14 protein-coding genes are annotated in these 20,008 nt (G+C 46.1%); 10 read left to right on the top strand and 4 right to left on the bottom strand.

Annotated features, from left to right (window positions below; all coding sequences use genetic code 11):
- Window positions 1-2,082: DUF4114 domain-containing protein (locus QUB63_RS27705; protein WP_332948576.1), on the bottom strand; the 2,082-nt coding region annotated here is incomplete at its 3' end.
- A 274-nt stretch (window positions 2,083-2,356) separates the two neighbouring features.
- Between QUB63_RS27705 and QUB63_RS27700 the strand changes: the two genes are divergently transcribed.
- Window positions 2,357-2,980, top strand: a complete 624-nt coding sequence (locus QUB63_RS27700; protein WP_332948575.1) for a type I restriction enzyme HsdR N-terminal domain-containing protein — start codon at window positions 2,357-2,359, stop codon at window positions 2,978-2,980.
- Window positions 2,981-3,061: 81 nt separating this feature from the next.
- Here the strand turns inward: QUB63_RS27700 and QUB63_RS27695 are convergent, their stop codons facing one another.
- Window positions 3,062-3,739 carry an Npun_F0296 family exosortase-dependent surface protein gene (locus tag QUB63_RS27695; RefSeq protein ID WP_332948574.1) on the bottom strand — a complete coding sequence of 226 codons (678 nt, stop codon included), beginning with the start codon at window positions 3,737-3,739 and terminating at the stop codon, window positions 3,062-3,064.
- Between the two features lie 412 nt (window positions 3,740-4,151).
- Between QUB63_RS27695 and QUB63_RS27690 the strand changes: the two genes are divergently transcribed.
- From QUB63_RS27690 to QUB63_RS35165, 4 genes are all read left to right on the top strand, one after another.
- Window positions 4,152-4,778, top strand: a complete 627-nt coding sequence (locus tag QUB63_RS27690) for a hypothetical protein (protein ID WP_332948572.1) — start codon at window positions 4,152-4,154, stop codon at window positions 4,776-4,778.
- Between the two features lie 27 nt (window positions 4,779-4,805).
- Window positions 4,806-5,720, top strand: coding sequence for a DUF1822 family protein (locus tag QUB63_RS27685; RefSeq protein ID WP_332948570.1), 915 nt, complete (start codon window positions 4,806-4,808; stop codon window positions 5,718-5,720).
- A gap of 303 nt (window positions 5,721-6,023) precedes the next feature.
- On the top strand, window positions 6,024-8,951 hold the full coding sequence (locus tag QUB63_RS27680) for a pentapeptide repeat-containing protein (protein WP_332948569.1): 2,928 nt from the start codon (window positions 6,024-6,026) through the stop codon (window positions 8,949-8,951).
- Window positions 8,952-9,111: 160 nt separating this feature from the next.
- Window positions 9,112-9,993 carry a type IV pilin-like G/H family protein gene (locus tag QUB63_RS35165; RefSeq protein ID WP_442921822.1) on the top strand — a complete coding sequence of 294 codons (882 nt, stop codon included), beginning with the start codon at window positions 9,112-9,114 and terminating at the stop codon, window positions 9,991-9,993.
- A gap of 129 nt (window positions 9,994-10,122) precedes the next feature.
- Here the strand turns inward: QUB63_RS35165 and QUB63_RS27670 are convergent, their stop codons facing one another.
- The gene (locus QUB63_RS27670; RefSeq protein WP_332948568.1) at window positions 10,123-10,566 is read right to left on the bottom strand and encodes an aspartyl protease; all 444 of its coding nucleotides are present in this window, start codon (window positions 10,564-10,566) and stop codon (window positions 10,123-10,125) included.
- Between the two features lie 425 nt (window positions 10,567-10,991).
- Window positions 10,992-12,275: an ABC transporter substrate-binding protein gene (locus tag QUB63_RS27665; RefSeq protein WP_332948567.1), complete on the bottom strand. Its 1,284-nt coding sequence runs from the start codon at window positions 12,273-12,275 to the stop codon at window positions 10,992-10,994.
- Between the two features lie 459 nt (window positions 12,276-12,734).
- On the opposite strand from QUB63_RS27665, the gene pilM reads away from it, so the two are divergent.
- The 5 genes from pilM (at window position 12,735) to QUB63_RS27640 (ending at window position 19,993) form a co-directional block, all read left to right on the top strand.
- On the top strand, window positions 12,735-13,829 hold the full coding sequence (gene pilM / locus QUB63_RS27660) for a type IV pilus assembly protein PilM (protein ID WP_332948566.1): 1,095 nt from the start codon (window positions 12,735-12,737) through the stop codon (window positions 13,827-13,829).
- Between the two features lie 588 nt (window positions 13,830-14,417).
- Entirely contained in the window at window positions 14,418-15,335 is a 918-nt protein-coding gene (locus tag QUB63_RS27655; RefSeq protein ID WP_332948565.1) for a PilN domain-containing protein, read from the top strand.
- A complete protein-coding gene (locus QUB63_RS27650) occupies window positions 15,332-16,129 on the top strand; it encodes a pilus assembly protein PilO (protein ID WP_332948564.1) in 798 nt (265 codons plus the stop codon). The genes QUB63_RS27655 and QUB63_RS27650 overlap by 4 nt, the downstream gene beginning before the upstream one ends.
- Before the next feature lie 272 nt (window positions 16,130-16,401).
- The gene (locus tag QUB63_RS27645; RefSeq protein ID WP_332948563.1) at window positions 16,402-18,789 is read left to right on the top strand and encodes an AMIN domain-containing protein; all 2,388 of its coding nucleotides are present in this window, start codon (window positions 16,402-16,404) and stop codon (window positions 18,787-18,789) included.
- 892 nt (window positions 18,790-19,681) lie between these two features.
- Window positions 19,682-19,993 (top strand): HU family DNA-binding protein, encoded by a 312-nt coding sequence (locus QUB63_RS27640; protein ID WP_332948562.1) that lies wholly within the window; start codon window positions 19,682-19,684, stop codon window positions 19,991-19,993.
- Window positions 19,994-20,008: the final 15 nt, after the last annotated feature.

The following is a 20,008-nucleotide window of genomic DNA, read 5'->3' as shown; positions in this document are numbered from 1 at the left end:
AGTTTCCACCTCAGAAACTACAGCCTTGTCAGAAACCGGCATATCCTTGGTAGGAGTAGCAATCGAATTGGCGATCGCCTGTTTATCCTCTACAGTTTCCACCTCAGAAACTACAGCCTTGTCAGAAACCGGCATATCCTTGGTAGGAGTAGCAATCGAATTGGCGATCGGCTGTTTCTCCTCTACAGTTTCCACCGCGGGCGTTACAGTTATATCTGAAGTAACAACCTCCGTTTTCGAGAGAGACTCAGTATTAGTTGGAGGAGTTACTTTCTCTTTTAAAACACTTGCATTATCAGGAATTGGAACATCTAAAAGTGAAGCATAATCAGTATTATTTGCAGGTTTTCCATCCTCTTTTGCAGCCTCTACCTTCGGTTCAACATAGGGTTGAGAGTAAGCAAGCAAAGCCTTACCAATATCATCCTTACGCCAATCTTTATCAGCATTAATCACTGCATCCAAATTCACCGCAGTACCCGTCGCACCCCGCACCTGAAATATCACATCATTGTAATCGCGATCGCTCCCGAAATCGACCCGCATATCCTCCATTGCAAAAGTCTTACCGCTACCCGTCACATCAGCAATTTGCCCCACATGAAATCCCTCAGCAGGATTCGCCGTCACCATTGAAAACAAAGGACGTTTATCCCCTCCAACAACAGGATTATTCAGAACCTCTTGCACAGTTCCATTCGGCACCAACATAACGCCAAATTCATCTCCAGAAGTCATTGCAAAACTCTTGACTCCCAAATAAGTTCCTTCGTTATAATTCCCTTCAGGTAAATTACCCGTAAATCTCGCACCTTCGCTCAAATCATTAATGACTACATGACCTTTTACAGAATTGCTTAATGCCCTTGAAGCCACTTCTTTGATAAATTCTGCTGAACCAGGTACAAACTTCTCCATCCCTTTCAGGCTGACGATAGCTAATTGACCCTTATACAGTCCGCCGTCCAACAAGAAATCGATGCCGACTTGACCAGTCGAATCAACAATAAATTTCCCGGATGTAAACGAATTATCCGCGACTAGCTCGGATTTAGGATTAGTTGGGTTGAGTTCTTTTGGGGTTTCAACTGCAACAACTTGACTGTTGTCCGCAACTTTTTTGTCCTGGTCTCCGCTAGTAGCTGTCGAGTTTTGTTTGTTGCTATCTTTCCCAACTTCAGCGACCGCAGTAACTGGTTTTTCCGCAGTTAATTTCTCAGTATTAGTCGGTGTTTGAATCGTGGCTGGTGAGTGGGACTTTTCCACATTTTGAGTGGTAGCTGTCGAGTTTTCTTTGTTGGCATCTTTGGCCGCTTCAGCGACAGTAGTAACTAATTTTTCCGCAGTCAATTTATCAGTATTAGTCGGTGTTTGAATTGTGGCTGGTGATTGGGAATTGTCAACAGTTTGACTGGTAGCTGTCGAGTTTTGTTTGTTGGCATCCTTGGCCGCTTCAGGGATAGTGGCGACTGGTTTTTCCGGAGTCAATTTATCAGGATTAGTCGGTGGTTGAATTGTGGATTCTTTTTCTGCGGAAATCAGGTTATTTTTAGTGACCTGTGTTTCCGGTTTATTTTCTTTTTCTGCGAAGGCATCGATTTTTTTGTCAGGTGATATTTCCTTGGCACTTTGATTGTTAGTCAAGGAGTCAGTGGCTGTCAAAGTGTCATCTTTAATTGCAATTAACGGTGCATCTTTGCTGCTTCCAGTCAGGGTATCTTTGACACTTGCGCCTGACTGGGAACCGGATAAGGTGTCGAGTCCGGTACTGCGGCTGACTGACGTGTTTAAACTGCTCTTGAGAGGGTCTGGAACAATTAAGGAATCATCAGATTTATTGCTGCTTGACTCGGAAATAGCATCGTTTGATTTCAGCAAATTAGTCGTAACTGATGGTTGATCGGGTTCGAGCGCTATTGGATTTTTGCTGTCAATCATCAAGGAACTTTCGCCGATATTTTGCTTGTTGTTGCTGCTTAAAGGGTTGAGGATAGAATTGTTAGCTGCACTTCCCGGCCAAGTGTCGGCGATTAGAACATCTTTCAGCAGAACATTAGTTTGACCTTGATTTACGGTTGTCATTGAGATTACACTCCTAATCTTGGATTAAATGAAAAGTGATATAATGAAATCAAGCGATCGCCAAAACGTTGAATTGGCTTCTATACTCTAATTACGGAAGCAAGCCCAAGTTTTTACGCAAATCTCAAAACTTTTTTTTCAGACGAAGGTGCGATCGCCCTGTATACTCTAATTACGGAAGCAGCCCCAAGTTTTTACGCAAATCTCAAAACTTTTTTTCCGATCTAATTAGCTACGCACAAATAAACCTGACTATGTAACAAAATGTAAAGCTATGGTAGAAACAATCCAAGCCAAAAATATCAAGCTGCGCGACTTAATAGAAAAGTTTGGATTGCAGCGCACTGACGACGCTCAATTTTTTCGAGAGTGGCAAGATAATTTACCCGAACTGACGGATTTAGAAAGGCAAGCTTTAGATGAAGTCAAGGGCGACTATATCCACTTGTCAGAGTACGAAATTCTGGAACCTGTGGTTAAGTTAGTGGTGCTTTCTCCGTTGTTGAGACTAGCAGGATTTTATCGTGCGCCATTTTACTTGACTGGCGAGAAAGAGGTGAGAATTGTTTCCGAAGATGATGGAACTCTTGTTACGGGACGCCTGGATTTATTGGTTTTTACGCCTGAGTTTTGGGTGTTGGTAATAGAAGCAAAAAAATCGCAATATTCGCTAGAAGCTGGTATTCCGCAAGCTTTGGCGTATATGCTGGGGAGTCCTAATCCTGACAAACCTAGTTTGGGATTTGTCACGAATGGGATTGATTTTATCTTCTTGAAATTGACGAAAGAAGGCACGCCGCAGTATGCTACATCGTATTCTTTTACGCTGAGGAGCGAGGATGGCTTGTACAGGGTGCTGAAGGTGTTAAAGCGTTTTGCTCAATTGTTTAGGGAATAGGTTTTTGATGCTGTGAATAGGATGGAAGGGCGATCGCTCTTTTTGTGCTCTGGAAGGGCGATCGCACATTTCTCCCCTAAATCAGCTAACTGTTGAATTCAAAACTTTCTGTTGCTGTTTGCGCTTCATCCGCCAGCGGGAAATGACAGCGCCAAACGCTAAAGTTCCAAGTACAGTAGTCGGTTCTGGGACGGGTTCAGCAACCCGATAAGCATGGTTATCACTCTCAAATGCAGGCTGACTCGAAGCTAGAACTACTTTGTTAAAGGATTCGTTTTTTTCTGCAAAGAAATTTACGTAAAAATCGTTGACAGCATCATTGCCCCTCAACAATTTTAGAAGAACATTGTCTTGGTAGAAAGCAATGCTATTATAACTATCAAACGAACCCAAGTACATACCAAAGTAATCAATGTTTTCGGCCAAGCTAATAGTGACATTATTATTGCCTCGCCAATCGCCAAATGGCGCAACTGTAAGGTATTTCGTGTAGTCATCGCTTGGTGCAGAAAAAGCACCGCTGAAACTGCCTGAAACAACAGTAGGGCCGATACCAGGAGCCGAGTAAATAGCAGGCCCAGATGTTGGGGCACCTGAGTCGAAATCAATTGTTGTTACCCCAGGTACGCGAGAGAATTGTCCTTTTCCGGGAACAGACGTACCTCCAAAAGACACCATAATTGCACTTACTGGGTTAATAATTCCAGCCCAAAATACAGATACGATCGCAACCATCGATAATTTCTTCACAGTAGTCATGGAAATGATCTCCCCGAAAAAGTAAAAGTTGATAATCTATTCCCGGACATACACAACCTCAGAAACCGGGTTTCTATGAGTTTTGCTCTCCCGTCACGAGAAATATACGAAGAAACGCGGTTTCTCGCCTCCCGTGAGTCTTGTAATGGCCAAATTTATGAAGTGCGATCGCCCATTTCGCAAAAGTGCGACAAGCGCAGCTATTTCGTAGGGAATCGCCCCCTCAACCCTAATTACGAAACCACCCCAAACTTTTTACGCAAATCTCAAAACTTTTTTTCCCAAGCCCCTCGAAGGTAAAGTTTTGTAACAATCTCCCCACAAATGCGTAAAAAATTGGGACTCTACCGAAAAACAATATAGAAATGCCCCAACACTGCACAAAAATCCCCAGAGGAGTGAGGAGATTGAGATGGAGGACGAAATTGATTTGCAACTCAGACAGCTAGCTCTCGAAGCTCAACAGCACCCAGCCCAGAGCCGTCAGCGAAACAGAGCACTAACCAAACTAATCGAAGTAGTTGGGCGTTGTCATAGACTTGTTCGTCCTTACAGAGCCGGCTTGCAAGGTCTCATTTACCAGGATCTTTATAACGAAGCACTTGTAAAAACAATTGAGTATATTTGTCAAAACATTGACAACTACTATCCAGAAAAACCTGTGATGGCTTGGGTCAATAAGATATTGAAGTGGAGATTCAGCGAGGTTGTCGATCGACATATGAAAGAAAGAAATAGAACAGGCGAACTACCTTCCTTAAACGACCTAGATAATTACCAGTCACCAGAATCACCATTGTCCGAAGAGGCTACAATGCTGCGTGAATTGATCGAAGAAGATCCAGATGGCCATTTTAGGAGTGTGTCAGTTAGAGGTCGCCCGGATATTACTTGGCAAGATATAGCTAAAGCTAAATTGGATGATGAAACATCGAAGAGTATCTCTAAAAGGTTGGGAGAGCCCAGTTCAACTATTGACAGTTTTTATCATCGAAAATTGCGGAGATTTTCTGATTACATTCGTAATAAATTACAGTGATAATTAAGCAAGAGAGCAGAGAAACTAATGATGAGTAAAATGATCGAACCAATAACTTTCACCGTACCGCTATCCTTTGAAGCCCATGACATCGCTCAACAGTGCGCTGAAAAATCCATACCGACAAGATTCAAACAAGTTTATCTCAATACCCTGGCAGTATATGCAGTAGATTCTTACCTGCGCTGCATGGGATTTGAGACTAACTTGGAAAATAGCGAAAGTCGCGATTCAGTCATGCTGAAATTTGTGGATGTCGCCGATTTAGATGTCGGAGGTGTTGGCAAAATTGAATGCCGTCCCGTATTGCCAGATGCAGAAAACTGTCACATTCCCTACGATGCTTGGGGAGACAGAATTGGTTATGTAGCCGTACAGTTAGACCAATCTTTGAAACGAGCAACACTACTAGGATTTACTAGAACAGTAGCTCAAGAAGTACCTCTGACTGAAATGAATTCCCTCGAAGATTTGCTCGCCTACATGAATAAAATTAAACAACTGAAACCAGTTAATTTAATGAACTGGTTTGAAGATGTTTTTGAGTCAGGATGGCAAGTAATTGACGAGCTATTAAATCCCAAACAATTGCAATTTCGCTCTCGAAGCGACAACGCATTACCCATCGATCGCGGTCAGAAAATTGACTTGGGAATGCAATTAGCAGAACACTCCGTAGCACTGCTAGTCACCATCCCCCCAGAACCAGATTCCGAACTGGATATTGTCGTGGAAGTGCATCCAATGGGCAATCAAACTTATTTGCCTCCGGGGTTGCAATTGATGCTGACAGATGAGTCATCGGCAGAGGTGATTTTGCAGACTGAATCAAGAGAGGCTGACAACTTTCTTAAATTTGAATTTACTCCTGACTTAAGAGAATTGTTCAGCATTACTGTGGCACTGGGAGAGGTAAATGTGAAGCAATCTTTTCGTTTGTAGTCCGGCAGGGGTTGAAACCCCTGCCTCAAAGCTAAAGTCCTCTTAAGAGGACTCAGAAGAAGATTTTTAAATTCATTAGTTCTCTTCAGAGAACTCTGAAAAAGATTTTTAAATTCATTAGTCCTCTTCAGAGGACTTAAGCTTTGAGACAGGGAATTCATTCCCTGGCGGACTATCGGTTTTACCTTAAGTTGTCACCAATGGGTAGAGCCTGGAAACGAGAAAACGATAAACCAGAAACATCCGTTAAATCCGTTACATCCGTTACAAAATCCGTTACAAAATCCGTTGCCGAACTGCTATATGTCATCATTAACCTTTCAAAACTTTCGCAATCGCAATCTCCAAGGTCATTCTTTCAAAGGCTGTGGCCTGACTAATGCAGATTTCTCTAATGCAGATATTCGAGGTGCAGATTTTACCAATGCAACTCTCGATGGTGCTAATTTCAATCACGCTCGCTGCGGATTAGCCATAAAATCGCAAATCAAAATCTTCATAATTGTAGCAGTGCTTTCGGCAATATCAGGAATAGCTGCTGTAATTGCGATCGATAATACATTCAAATCTCTCATTCCCAAAACTACCGAGCATATCGGTTTTATTCCCACTGCAATCATTTTATTAGTCAATGCTATTCTCTTGACCACCATGATTCGCCAAGGGATACAAAAAGCCTTGGATTATTTAGGTATTGCGGCTGCTGTTTTTGTCCCTATCATTGGTCTTTTGTCTGCGTTCTCCAATGATAAACATCCCATACTTTCGTGGTTAAGGTCTTTTAGACCTGGCAGCTTAATGAGTGCCTTGTCTGGCGAAACTAAGGCTAACGATATTCCGTTTTTAATTGTAACTTTAACTGCGGCTGTCGTTGCGACTACGATCGCAGTTGTAGCTCTCCCTTTAGCCCTAGCATTGGCTGAAGTTGTTCTGGGGAGGACGATTGCAGCTTTGGCTGTATTTGAAGCTCTGGCTGTAAGTGCGATCGCCACCGGAATTATTGCCAGGAATTCAACTCGATATTTAAAAGCATCCGTGTTAATCCAAGCTGGAGTAGTTGACAACACAAACAATAAATGCTACGACTTCCTAAAAAATTGCGTGCAAGATTTTCCCGATCCGCCTGTAGTTATGGCGGCGATCGCCGGAGCTGTCATCTTAGCTGTAGCTTTGGTCTTATTAGGAGTTTACATTGCTAACAGAGTTTTAGCTGAAGATGATAAATACAGCGTAATTCGCCAATTTGCGATCGTCATTGGTGCGGCTGGCGGCACCAGCTTTCGCGGCGCTAAATTAGCCAATACTAACTTCAGTTGTGCTACCCTCAAAAACACTGATTTTAGATTGGCTACTATCCACAGAACTATGTGGCGTCACGCTCGTTTTCTCGACTGGGCAAGAGTGGATGAAACAATATTAATTAATCCAGCGGTGCGAAAGTTGCTTGTCACCAGCGACGGTTATAAAAAATCATATCAAGGCATGGATTTGAGAGGAGCAAACCTCATAGGTGCAGACCTCAGCTATGCCCAAATGCAAACAGCAGACCTCAGTCAAGCGACGTTGGAAGCTGCTAATTTACAATATGCAATTTTTACTCAAGTGCAGGCGATCGGCACTGATTTTAGCAAGGCCAAGATGACAGGAGTTTGCGGTTTGGGAACCTGGAATATTGACAGCACTACGGAACTAGAATGGGTTGATTGTAAGTGGGTTTATTTGCTAGAAGAACCGAAACCGGGAACGGACGATCGCGAACGCCGCCCCAGCAGCAGTGACGACTACTATCAACCAGGAGAATTTACCACTTTTTTTGAAGAAGTTTTAAATACAGTTGACTTAATTTTTAACCATGGTGTTGATTGGAAAGCTTTCGTCGCATCTTTCCAACAAGTGCAAGTAGAAAATCAAGGCATAGAACTGAACATTCAGAGTATTGAACACAAACGTAATGGACTTGTAGTCAAAGTCAGCGTACCTCCTGACGCAGATAAAGAAAAAATCCACAAAGATTTCAATGTTTTTTATCAAAAAATGCTACAATTGCTAGGAACAGAAGTACCAGCCCTGCAAAACTCACCAGAACAGCGCCAATACTTGCTGTCAGTAGTGGAGGATATAGTCAGACCGTTGTCCGAACAAGTAGTCATCTTAAACTTGGCTAGCGGCGACTTGAAACAAGGGTTTGACGTGACAGTTGATATTTGGTGCGATCGCCAGCGTTTAGCAATAGAATTAGAAGGCAAGTTACCACCACAAGTGGAAATTTCAGAACGCTATCAACAGTGGCAAGAAATGTATAACCTTCTGAAGGATCAGCGCAATAACCGTGGCATAAAAGTAAAACAATGTCAAATTACTAACTTTTCATCACAACAGCTAAAAAAACTAGCTGAAGAAGTAGAAATAAACGTAAATAATTGGCTAAAATCCGAACAGTTTTCCCCGATCGAGCGGGGATTGCGCGACAAGTTAAACCGCACTGACGAAGTACGGGTAATCATCCAAACTGAAGATAACTTATTGCGAAAACTCCCCTGGCATCAATGGGATTTTTTTAATAATTACTGTAAAGCAGAAGTAGCTTTAAGTCGCACGAGATCTAACAGAGTCAAAAAATCAGTACGCTCCAGAAATAAAGTAAGAATTTTGGCAATTTTGGGCGATAGTACAGGAATTAATGTCGATCGAGACAGGCAGATATTGGAGCATTTGTCAGAAGCAGAAACTATATTTTTGGAACAACCAACTCACCAGCAAGTTCAGGAATATCTCACCGATCAAATAGGCTGGGATATTTTGTTTTTTTCTGGTCACAGTCAGAGCGAAGCAGATGGCAGTACGGGGGTGATTTGTATTAATAAGACAGATAAGTTAACTGTGGAACAGCTAAAACATTCCTTGAAAATAGCTATTGAAGGGGGTTTGGAAATAGCAATTTTTAACTCTTGCGATGGTTTAGGATTGGCGAAGCAGTTAGCTAATTTAGATATTCCTCAAATTATCGTGATGCGGGAACTGGTGCCGGATTTAATCGCCCAGGAGTTTCTGAAAGTGTTTCTCAAAGCTTTTGCTGGTGGCAATTCTTTTTGTGTTTCCGTGCGGCAAGCGCGAAAACATCTAAAAGATGCTTGGGAGCGGGAAATTCCCGGTGCTAGCTGGTTGCCTGTTATCTGTCAGAATCAAGCTGAGTTTCCCAAGACTTGGCGAAAATTGCAAGGGAATTATTGATGGTTAGTTAAATATAGTCTTTCTGGTGTAACATGAGGTAGAGGTGGGGTTTGGTAATTGGCAATCGGTAATTGGTAATTGGTAGTCGGTAATCGCTTGAGAGTACACCTCACTTACTCGATCGCCGCTATAATTGTAGATTTTGTTTGAGGAGGCAATTATGTCTGTTGTCGATCGACCTTTCAATGGCGGGCAAGATACCCACTCCCTCATAAAATTCAACCCTTGTGGAACCGGCATCTTGCCTGTTGGTGAAAATAGTCCAAAATGTCAGTTTGCACTGAGATATTGCACCACGGTCAATAATCGAGTTAGAAACCGGGTTTCTGGCAAAGAATTTGCATATAAACCTATATTTTTCGGTCAGAAACCCGGTTTCTTTGGGCTTATTGAGAATGGTGCAATATCTCAGTTTGCACCGACTATAATTAAAAGATACTTAAACACTAAACTCGATCTAAGTTACCAAAAATTCTCTGACCTGCGCTACATTTATGCAGTGCGTGCAGGTAACGCCAACGCTTCACAGGGCTTTACTTTAATTGAATTATTGGTTGTTATTTTTATTATTGGGATTTTATCTGCGATCGCCCTCCCTACTTTTTTCAGGTTAATCGGTAAAGCTAAAGAAAGTGAAGCCACACAATACATCAGCTATTTGAACAAACACCAAACCGCGCAATATTTAGAAGCAACGGGATTTACCAACTCTTTCGGTAGCTTATCATTTCCAGAGGAAAAAACAGCCACTTCTGCTGCTGCTATTTTGAAAGGTTTTGGCTTTTCCGTGCGAGAAAGCAAGAATTATTTGTATGGTATCAAAGTTGCGACTCACAATAGCTATCCAATTGCTGCTCAAGTAGCTGTGTCTAAAAATTTAGGTGTGCGATCGTATTTTGGAATTATCTACGCCAAAGACAATAATATCTTAGTTCCGTGCGGTCCGGTTGCAGTTGATGTGAGTTTGTTTTCCCCGGCGTTTAAACAAGTAAAAATTGTGACTGAATTTCTGGCAACTCCTGAGATTTATTGTCCTTATTGATTTTTACATAATTATCTGGTGCGTCGATCTCAAAATTTGGGAGATTGTTTGAAACTATTCGAGGCGACGCATCCTACATCTAAGATCGCACTTCTCAACGCACAATCCCCTCAAAAATGACAGTTATAGCTACAAAATCGTCAAATAGGTTTCAGTGGGACTGATGGGTAAAGGTTTCAAGATTTGATTTTGCAAGTCTATTTCCAATCCCAATGATTCTAAAGGTATGACACCCAAAAGTGCATCATTACCTCCCGGTAACTCCAAGCACTCGAAAGTGCCTTCCCGGTCAAATATGGATAGGGTGGCATCTCGGAAAATGCGGGCTTTGCCAATACCCATTGCTGTTGCTACGTCTACTTCTTTGAGGAGTTTTAGTCCCAGTTGGGCGATCGCCTCTTTTGGCAGACACAACGTAGTAGCCCGCCTATCTACTAATACATTTTTGAGGACGATCGACCGAATTTCTTCTTCTGATCTCACCCCCGCTTCTGCTAAGATTTGGTCGGCTCGATTAACGATCGTCAGAGTGGCAAAAACTTTTCCCATTTGATTGTTGCTTTGAATTTGCATAGTTGCCTCCTGCGGTAGCGTCGGAGTATTGCCTACTTTAATTATAACTTATATCCAGGGGCGATCGCACGGGTTCGTAGTGAGGACTTTAGTCCGCATGAAGAAGGACTAAAGTCCTTACTACGAACCTATTATTATAATTTAAAATCTAATATTTTTACTGGTTAACTGGTTCCAAGGCAGAGCCTTGGAACCAATATCTAGAGGCTCTGCCTCGGCTGGAAAAAAAACGAGGCAGAGCCTCTGGATATGCGTTACCAGGCACAGCCTGGTAACGAGTAAACGAGTAAATATTATAATAATTTAAAACCTGATATTTGAGTATATATGACGGCACGGATTCCCATTATTTAATGATATGTCAAATTTTATAAAAAAGCAAGGGGGAAAAGGAAAAATATTTCCGCCCCTGCTTCACTTAAAAACTACCTTTGATTCCAAGCCGTAGCCGCATCAGCTACAGCTTGATCTACTGGTTTTTCGCCTAACATTGCCGCTTGCAAATTGTCATAAATCGCTTTTTGCAACTTCTTAACATCCTTGAGAGGCGGAATCAACAACTCGGCTTTTTCCAACCCAGAAGCACTGATAATTCGAGCGCGATCGCCCGGAGCCGCATCAGCCGGAACGCTCTTAAAATAACCGTCCTGCAAAGCCTCAACCGTAGAAGGCAAAACATTAGCCGCCTTAGCAAAAGCTAACTGATTTGGAGAATTAGTGACGTAAAGAGCAAACTTGACAGCATCATCAGGGCGCTTGCTGTCGCGGGGTACAACCAAATTCATCACCGCCACAGTCTTCTTGCCGCTTTCCCCCGTAATTTGAGGCGCAGCAACCGAAACAGCACCAACACTCGGAGCATTCTCAGAAATCGCCTTCAAAAACTGAGGCCCAGAACCCAACAAAGCAGTTTCTCCAGCTTGATAAAGCTCGATCGCCCTGCGGTGTCCCTGCACCAAAACATCCTGCGGTAAAAGCCCGCCCTTGTACAAATCAACCCAATACTGAAAAACCGCCTTACCCTTAGCAGTATTGAAAGCAGCCTTACCTTGAGCGTCCACCAAAGGCACGCCCATCTGCACGAAAGATTGCAAAACCTCCGCCGAATCCTCCGGTACAAAAGTCGCAAAAAAAGCAAACTTACCAGTCTTCTCCTTCACCTGTTTCGCCACAGTTGCCAACTCGGCATAGGTAGCCGGAGGTTTGGCAATTCCAGCTTTTTTAAACAAATCCGTATTGTAAATAGTTACCCCAGTTGTAAGATACCAAGGAATGCCAAAAGTCTTGCCGTCGAGTACGCTAGCTTTCCAGATATTTGGGAGATAGCTCGATCGCACTTGCTGCGAAATCCGAGAGTCCAAATCCAGCCAAGCATTGCGCCCCGCCAACAGCGAAGCAAAATCCGGATTCAGGTTCACCACATCCGGCGCTGTTTTCGCCGAAACCGCCCCCAAAATCTTGCTTTCCATCGCCGACCAAGGAACGTCCACCCAGCGCACCTTTACCCCCGGATTTTCGGCTTCAAAACCGGCGATCGTCTTGTTGAAATACTCAGTAAACTGAGGTTGAAGCTGCATAGTCCAGAACTCGATTTCGTTGGCATTCTTGGCCTGGGAATTAACAGCCGGCTTGCTGCAACTGACCACCGCAGCCAGCAGCAGCCCCACCAGCCCAAAAACAGCGAACAGTTGCCAAGATTTACGTTTCATAGAATTTAATTTGAGAATCATGGTTCGCCAAGGAGAAAAAAGCATCGCCCGCAGACAGCGCGCGTGAATCAAGCGCGAGAGTTTTGTGCCCTGGCCCCCGAGAGAGTCGGTTTTGCAGCAGAATCGGCAAGTTTTCGGTCGATCGAGCTTAAATTTGTTGACATTCTCCGCAGAATAGCTATTGTCAAGTAAATTGGATAGCATAAAATCGGAACAGGCGATCGCGGAACACAGACTGTGAACCGCAGCACTGCGAACACTGAGATTACAGTAGCGGCAGTTGGAAACTAATACCCTGTCTCAAAAAGAATGCAACTGACGAGCCCGCGAGCCCAACCCGCAGGCTCATCAGTCAATCGAAAATCGAAAATGGTATTATCCTCCTCCAACCTCCGGCGTGTTGAATCAGGCTGGCCAACTACAAAATAAAAAAATAGCAATTACCGGCGACCCAATCCTATGGTTAACTTTTTCAAAGGTCTACTGTCCCAACGCCAGCCAGGAATCGGGATCGAAATAGCCCCAGACCGCATCAACATCATTCAGCTCGAAAAGAAAGCTCAGGCATTAAAATTAGGCATCCTAGCCTCAATAGAAGTACCAGAAGACATAGTACAAGAAGGACAAATAGTCGATCCGCCCGGAATGGCAGAACTAATACGCGCCATCCTCGCCGAAAACAAAATCAAAGCCAAGAAAGTAGCCACAGCCATTCCCGGCCGCGAAGCCGTGATCAGGCTAATTCCAGTTCCAGCAGAACTCAACGAAGAAGAACTGCGGGATTACATGAACGCAGAAGCAGGACTGTACTTGCCGTTTCCCAGAGAAGACGCCGACGTAGACTATCAAAAAATCGGCCTATTTGTAGATGACGACGGCGTAGAAAAAGTGCAAGTCGTGTTAGTGGCAACCCGCAGAGAAGTTACCGACACCTATATCGAAACTTTCAAAGAAGCCGGACTGATTATCGACGTGCTCGAAGTAACCAGCTTTGCCTTGATCCGCACCCTCAAAGACCAACTGCAACAATTTTCCTCCCAAGAAGCCGCCGTCTTGACAGACATAGAATTTGACAGTACCGAGTTGGCTATAGTAGTGGACGGCATACCGCAATTTAACCGTACCATCCCGATCGGCACCTACCAAATCCAGACCGCCCTCAACCAAGCCATGAACCTGCCGCCAACCAGAGACACCAGCGAACTGCAAGGCATGACCCTGCCAGTAACAGATACAATGGGCGCATCGGGAGACGCCAATCCCGGCACAAATGCGATGATTAAAGTATTGGGAGAACTAGCAGACGAACTGCGCCGCTCAGTAGACTTTTACCTCAACCAGAGCGAAGAACTCGAAGTAGCGCAACTGCTGCTAGCGGGCCCAGGAGCTGCGATCGGCAAACTCGACGAATTTTTCATGCAAAGATTAAGCTTGCCGGCATCTCAAGTAGACCCAATCGAAACCCTAGGACTCGAAATCAGCGAAGAAATTAGCCCAGAACAGCGAGCAGGCTTAGGAGTCGCCTTAGGTTTAGGACTGAGGGAGGTTATGTGACCTAAGAGTTTTAGATAATAGAAAAACCGATTTGAGAATTTTAGGAAAAAGCTTCTTCCAAAAGAAGAAGGCACCTGATGCAGAAGATAGAATATTGGAGGTAAAAGGTAAAAGGTAAAAGGTAGAATATCGGAGGTAGAAGCAAGCACTTCCTTCGGTAGAAGGCAGAAAATTGTTTCTTTCTTCCCTAAATAAATCCTTCACTTATACCGGCAATCTGGCGCTGTGTCGAAAATCTAAAATTTCAAATTTATAGCAACCGCCCATCAGAGTGAGGACGTTATTAATTGCCCAAACATAAGCGGTCGATTGCAACCAAAAGTCTCTGGCGAGGACTAAAGCCTTCCTTCTTCTTTCTTCCTTCTTCTTTCTCTCCTAAATGGCTCTCCTGAGTTTGAGGCGAAAGGAAAAATAAAACTTCCTGTGGTGCGGGCATAGAGAGGCGCGCAAGCGAGAACCTCACACTACCCTTTACACAACAAATCCTGGAGAGCCTCCTAAATAACTAAAACCTTCTTCCTGACATCCGTTACATCCGTTACCCCATCCGTTGCCGAACTTCCGAATGCTATAAAATCGAGTGAAGCCATGTACAGCCTAGATATTAATTTTCTCAACGACCGTCCGGACTACAAACCAGTCACAGCAGCCAAAAGCTCAGCTAAAAGAAGTTCCGGGGGAGCCAAAGACCAACTGCCCCTAATTGGGGCGGGGCTGTTTGCCTTGGGCATCAATGCCGCCGTCATGGGCGCCTGGTGGTGGGCGACCAGCCAAAATAGCAGCTTGGCTAAAGACCAAGCAAACATCGAACAAGAAGTGGCAAAGTTAGGCACTCAAGCCAACGCCATCAAAGCCATCAACGCCGAAACCGACAAAGTTACCGCCGAATACAAAGCATTAGCCGGAGTATTCGACCAAATTAAACCTTGGTCGGCGATGCTGCAAGACCTGAGTGCCCGCACTCCCGCCGGAGTGCAAATTGCCAAAATCGAGCAAATCGACCCCAGTCCATCCCCGGTTGCAGCAGCACCCCCTCCCCCCGCAGCAACTCCCGCTGCCTCCCCGGGGGCGAGTCCGTCTCCAGGGGCGAGTCCGTCCCCAGCGAGCCCCACCCCGGTTGCTGCTCCCGCCCCAGTCGCCCCGCCGCAGGCGGCAAAAGTACAAATTTCAGGGATAGCCAGTACCTTTGCTCAAGTTAACGACTTTATGCTCCTAGTCCAGCGCTCTCCTTTCTTCCTCAACACCGATACCAAACTGGTAGCGGCAACATTAAAAACCAACCCCACACAATTACAAGTGCGCAACCAAGGCACAGCAGCACCAGAAATTCCCCAACTGCGGCCGGTTGTGGAATATAAAATTGAAACGACGCTCAGCCCGACAGGCGCCTCCGAGTTGCTCCCCGAGCTGCGGAGCAAGCAAGCAGACGGGCTAGCCATACGGATAGAAACACTTCAAGAAAAAGGAGTGCTAGAACCAGAAAAAACAGAGGTGAAAAAACCATGACAGCAGAGTTTATTCCTAGCGGCGCGCCAGCAGAAGAAGCAGGGACTCAGGAAATATTCGGCATTAAGCTGACACCCCAAGTCCAAGCAATAGGCATCGCGGTTCTCGGCCTCGGAGTAGCAGCCTACCTCGGCTCCCAGTTCGTACTGCCAGAATTCCAAAAAAGCGACGAAATCAAGCAAAAAATTGCTGACAACAAAAAAACGCAAGTCGAATTGCAAACTCTAATTCTCAAAAAGTCAGAAGCACAAGCAAAGCAAGATGAAGCCAAACAGCGCCGCGCCAACGTGACGGCAATGTTTGCCAGCGACGCAGGCTCCAACACGCTGCTGCTTGACATGAACCAACTGGTGAATCGAATCAACGCGGGCGTGCAAGGAGACGACCTCAAGGCTAAAATTACCAAATTTGAGCCGGATGTCCCGCCAGCAGGAGCAGCACCCGTGCCTGGAGCTCCAGACCCTGATATTCTCAGCGATACGTCCTTCGGGCCGTCCCTGGCTGGCAAGCTCAGACGCAAAAAATATAAGGTAGAGTTTGAAGGCAATTTCGCTCAAACCCGCAATTTTATGCGTAACTTGGAGTTGATGCAGTCGCTGTTGGTAGTGAGGAATTTGAAATCTGAATTGCTCTCATCAACTCAGGCAATGAAAATCGATTTGTTGAAAGGGAAAATAGTCCCTGTGGAGCAGCCGCAAACTAAAATTAAAACGGCTTTTGAATTGCACGCGCTGCTGCCGTTAAAGCAAGAAGAAAAACCGCCGGCTCCGGCTCCGAGTCCCGGTGCTAAATAGCGGTATTTGGGGAGATTAGCTATTGTTCCCAAGTCCATGTTTCAGCATGGCGAGAAGGCAGAAGGTTGAAGTTTGAAGATTGAAGGTAGAAGTCAAAAAAATATGAATGCCAGATTTTTTTTAGAGGGCAATCTAAAATTATAATTTCTGCCGAATTTCTTCAAACTTCTTCATTCTAAAAAGGCTCAAATAGAGAAGATTTCAGTCAGTGCAAGAAGCTCGCGACTAAAGACTGCGAATCACAAATAACAAAGTGTAGTTGAGGAGAGAACGTGAAACAGCATCTACGGTTAAGTGGAGGACTCTTGTGCAGCGCTGCAGGAGTTCTGATCGCGCAAGCCCCCGTCTCGGCCGCGCCGACTCAAGTCACAGGAGTGCAAGTAAGTCAAGCCAATAATGGGGTAAATATTGTCCTAGCTACGGAAAAGGGCGATCGCCCGCAAGTTTTCGCCATCAACAACGGCAATACTTACCAAGCCACAATTATCAACACCCAGCTCCGCTTGCCCCAAGGCAACAGCTTCCGGCAAGATAACCCAGCCCCGGGAATTTCTTCAGTAGAAATCAGCCAGGTAGAAGCCAACAGCATCCGCGTTGTGGTGGCAGGCACCAACGGAATTCCCAACGGACAAGTTATGCCCGGACAAGGCCAAAGCATCGTCCTCAGCGTTGCCGGACAGGGCGGGACTGCGCAGTCTACCCAAGCCCAAGCAGCCCCGCCGCCGCCGACCGGACTGCCGCTGAGCCCAACAGCTCCCCGGCCAGCTCCCCAAATTCGCACGTCGCAAAACCCGGGCGTGATGCTGCAAAATCCCCAAGTTACTATTACTAGGGACGATCGCCCGCCCTTACCCAGCGAAATACAATCTCAGAACAATCAAGCTCCGCCTTTCCAGCCCCGGGCCGTGGCGCCGCCCTTGGGAGATATCGCGGTATCTAACATCGCGCCTGCTGGGGCCAGTATTGAACTGAGTTCGGGAGAACGCATCCCCCGCTTGGTGCTGCGGGATGCGCCAGTCCGGGACGTTTTAGCTCTGCTGGCCCGGGCTGCGGGACTGAATATCGCTTTTACAGGCGGTGGAACTCCCGGCCAACCGGGCCAACCCGTTCCGGCCGCACCGGGAGCCGCAGGAGGCGCGGATGAAGGGCCGAAGATTTCCTTGGACATCGAAAATGAGTCGGTGCAAGATGTTTTCAACTACGTGCTGCGGATCAGCGGGCTGCAAGCCAACCGCGTCGGACGGACGATTTTTGTCGGCTCTAATTTGCCGCTAGACTCGCGCAATATTATCGTTCGCACTTTGCGGCTCAATCAAGTCCGATCGACCGATGCAGCAAACTTTTTGAGCGCTCAAGGTGCGGAAACTCAACTGCCGATTACTCGGGTGACTATTCAAACCGTGGGCCAGGGAAATGCGGCGCGGGATGTGGAAATTAGGGAACCGGACATTAAGGCGATCGGCGCTAGGGACGGCAACGGGCCGCTGTTGCTGAGGGGACTGTCGGTGCTGGCAGATGCGCGGCTCAATTCGATCACTTTGGTGGGCGACCCGCGCAAAGTTGATATTGCCGTGGCTTTCTTGACTCAGCTAGATTTGCGCCGCCGTCAAGTGGCTGTCAACGTCAAGGTGATCGATGTCAACTTGTTGGGAAACAACAGAAGCAGCAGCAGTTTCTCTTTCGGAATTAATAACAATTTCTTTGTCAATGACGGCGGATCGGCAGTTCTCAATTTTGGCGGCATCAATCCGCCCACTGGGACTGACCTTGGGGGGGTCGTCGCTCGGCCGATCGTCCCGAACCCCATAGGAACCCAGACTCCTTTCTACGATCCGAGGGGTAATTTAATTAACGTCCCCCTCACAGGAAATGGTGGCGGGTTGTTCGTCCAGCCGACAGCGCCGATTACTAATGACCCCGCGCGAGTTGGGATTAGCGAGTACACGCCGTTTGACCCTACAACCCCGAATTCTGCCGGAAGTGCGACTTTCGCCCTGTTCCCGCTGTTCCAATATCCGAGGAGGTTCTTGTCAGCGTTGCAGGCAACTATTGAGACTCGGAATGCCAAAATCCTCACGGATCCGACTCTGGTGGTTCAAGAAGGAGAAACGGCAAATGTGAATATTACTGATGAGGTGATTACTAACATCACGTCGCAAACGCAGACTACCGGAAATACCAGTACCACAACGGTGACGGCGGTCAAAGACAGGGCCGGTTTGCAGTTGGGGGTGGCGATCGATCGGGTTGACGATAATGGCTTTGTCTCTCTGCGGGTGAACCCGATTATCCGGACACCAGGCACCACTCAAAACCTGGCCACGGGCGCGAGCACCAATACTATCACGCTGCTGGGCGAGCGAGCGTTGCAGTCGGGGCTAATTCGCCTCCGGGACGGTCAGACTTTGATTGTTTCGGGGATTATCCGCGACGAAGAACGGATTACAGCGAACAAGATTCCGATTTTGGGAGATTTGCCGATTATCGGTTCGCTGTTCAGGAGTACCAATAAGGCCAACCAGCGGGCGGAGTTGATTGTATTGCTGACTCCGCAGATTTTGGATGATAGCGATCGATCGAACTTTGGCTACCAAAACAACATCAGTCCCGACGCGCGCCAACTGTTGCAGCGCAGTCAGCCCGTCCAGCCGAGACAGTAGGCCTCGGACGAAGGAAGAAGGAAGAGGTCCGAGGGAAGAAGTCCGAGGGCATTAGTGTCAAGTTAAGGTTAAACCTAGTGCCGGTCTGCTGTCTGATGATTGGCAGAGTCTCGATCCCCCCGGCGCCCCCGCAACGATTCGGGGGGGACAAGAGCGTCGTCCAAGTCCCCCGACTATCCGGGAGAGAAGAGCGTCGTCCAAGTCCCCCGACTATCCGGGGAGAGGGACAGGATTCTTCTCTTGCGTCAACCCCTACTCCCCTTGGTTCGGGGAGTAGGGGTCGAGTAGGGGGTATGCTGCAAGGGATCTCTACTCGGCTATAAACAAGAGATACAAAGATTTTTAGACAATTGTTGACACTCCTTGGGAAGAGAGAAGAGGTTCGAGGGAAAGAAATTTTTCTTTGACCCTTGACAATTCAGACTTTATTCCTTTTATTTCACCTTGTTTCTCTCAGAAGCAACAAGGAATCAGGAAAAAAACTTTTGTTTAACCCTTGACAAATGACATTTTATTCCTTCCAATTGTGCTTATTTACCGGTTTCAAATCCACCGAGGGGAGCAATCTGCTCTCCAAGGTGGTATTTTTTTAGCTAAATTTGGGTATTAATTCTAAAAATTGGCCAGTTCCATATAAATTAAAGGTTCCACCGATCCATAACGGTCGGCAAGACTTTAGAATAATGCAGTGAAAATTAGATGCTGTGGGGTTTTCAGCAATTAGCAACAAAAATTCCTTTTCTGACCAATTATCCTAGGGTAATTAGTATTCAGCAGGAGTTCTTAATTGGGGAAGCGGGCTGGAGCAATAGGGAACGACCCAAACCTCCCAACCCAAACTCCAATGCAGTTGATAACTCACAGCTAATAGTTGAACTCTGTTTGACGTATTTTGCAAACCCAGAAGGAGTGCGCAATGAACAAAGGTGAATTGGTTGATGTAGTGGCCGAAAATGCTAGTGTCACTAAAAAACAGGCAGATGCCGTTTTGAGTGCAGCGTTGGAAGCAATCATGAAAGCTGTCTCCGACGGCGACAAGGTGACGCTGGTCGGTTTTGGCTCGTTTGAGTCGCGGGAACGCAAGGCCCGCGAGGGTCGCAATCCCAAAACAGGCGACAAGATGGAAATCCCGGCAACTAAAGTTCCTGCATTTTCCGCAGGTAAGTTGTTCAAGGACAGAGTTGCACCGCCGAAAAACTCCTAATAACTGGCAAACTGA

Origin of the sequence: Microcoleus sp. ARI1-B5, assembly GCF_036705795.1 — a bacterium.
Taxonomy (GTDB): Bacteria; Cyanobacteriota; Cyanobacteriia; order Cyanobacteriales; family Microcoleaceae; genus Microcoleus.
The sequence above is the reverse complement of the archived record's forward strand: the minus strand, read 5'-3'. Positions and strand labels throughout refer to the sequence as shown.

Coding starts and splice junctions, on each gene's coding strand:
- QUB63_RS27700 (WP_332948575.1), top strand. CDS start 2,357: ATGGTAGAAACAATCCAAGCCAAAAATATCAAGCTGCGCGACTTAATA.
- QUB63_RS27695 (WP_332948574.1), bottom strand. CDS start 3,739: ATGACTACTGTGAAGAAATTATCGATGGTTGCGATCGTATCTGTATTT.
- QUB63_RS27690 (WP_332948572.1), top strand. CDS start 4,152: ATGGAGGACGAAATTGATTTGCAACTCAGACAGCTAGCTCTCGAAGCT.
- QUB63_RS27685 (WP_332948570.1), top strand. CDS start 4,806: ATGATGAGTAAAATGATCGAACCAATAACTTTCACCGTACCGCTATCC.
- QUB63_RS27680 (WP_332948569.1), top strand. CDS start 6,024: ATGTCATCATTAACCTTTCAAAACTTTCGCAATCGCAATCTCCAAGGT.
- QUB63_RS35165 (WP_442921822.1), top strand. CDS start 9,112: ATGTCTGTTGTCGATCGACCTTTCAATGGCGGGCAAGATACCCACTCC.
- QUB63_RS27670 (WP_332948568.1), bottom strand. CDS start 10,566: ATGCAAATTCAAAGCAACAATCAAATGGGAAAAGTTTTTGCCACTCTG.
- QUB63_RS27665 (WP_332948567.1), bottom strand. CDS start 12,275: ATGAAACGTAAATCTTGGCAACTGTTCGCTGTTTTTGGGCTGGTGGGG.
- pilM (WP_332948566.1), top strand. CDS start 12,735: ATGGTTAACTTTTTCAAAGGTCTACTGTCCCAACGCCAGCCAGGAATC.
- QUB63_RS27655 (WP_332948565.1), top strand. CDS start 14,418: ATGTACAGCCTAGATATTAATTTTCTCAACGACCGTCCGGACTACAAA.
- QUB63_RS27650 (WP_332948564.1), top strand. CDS start 15,332: ATGACAGCAGAGTTTATTCCTAGCGGCGCGCCAGCAGAAGAAGCAGGG.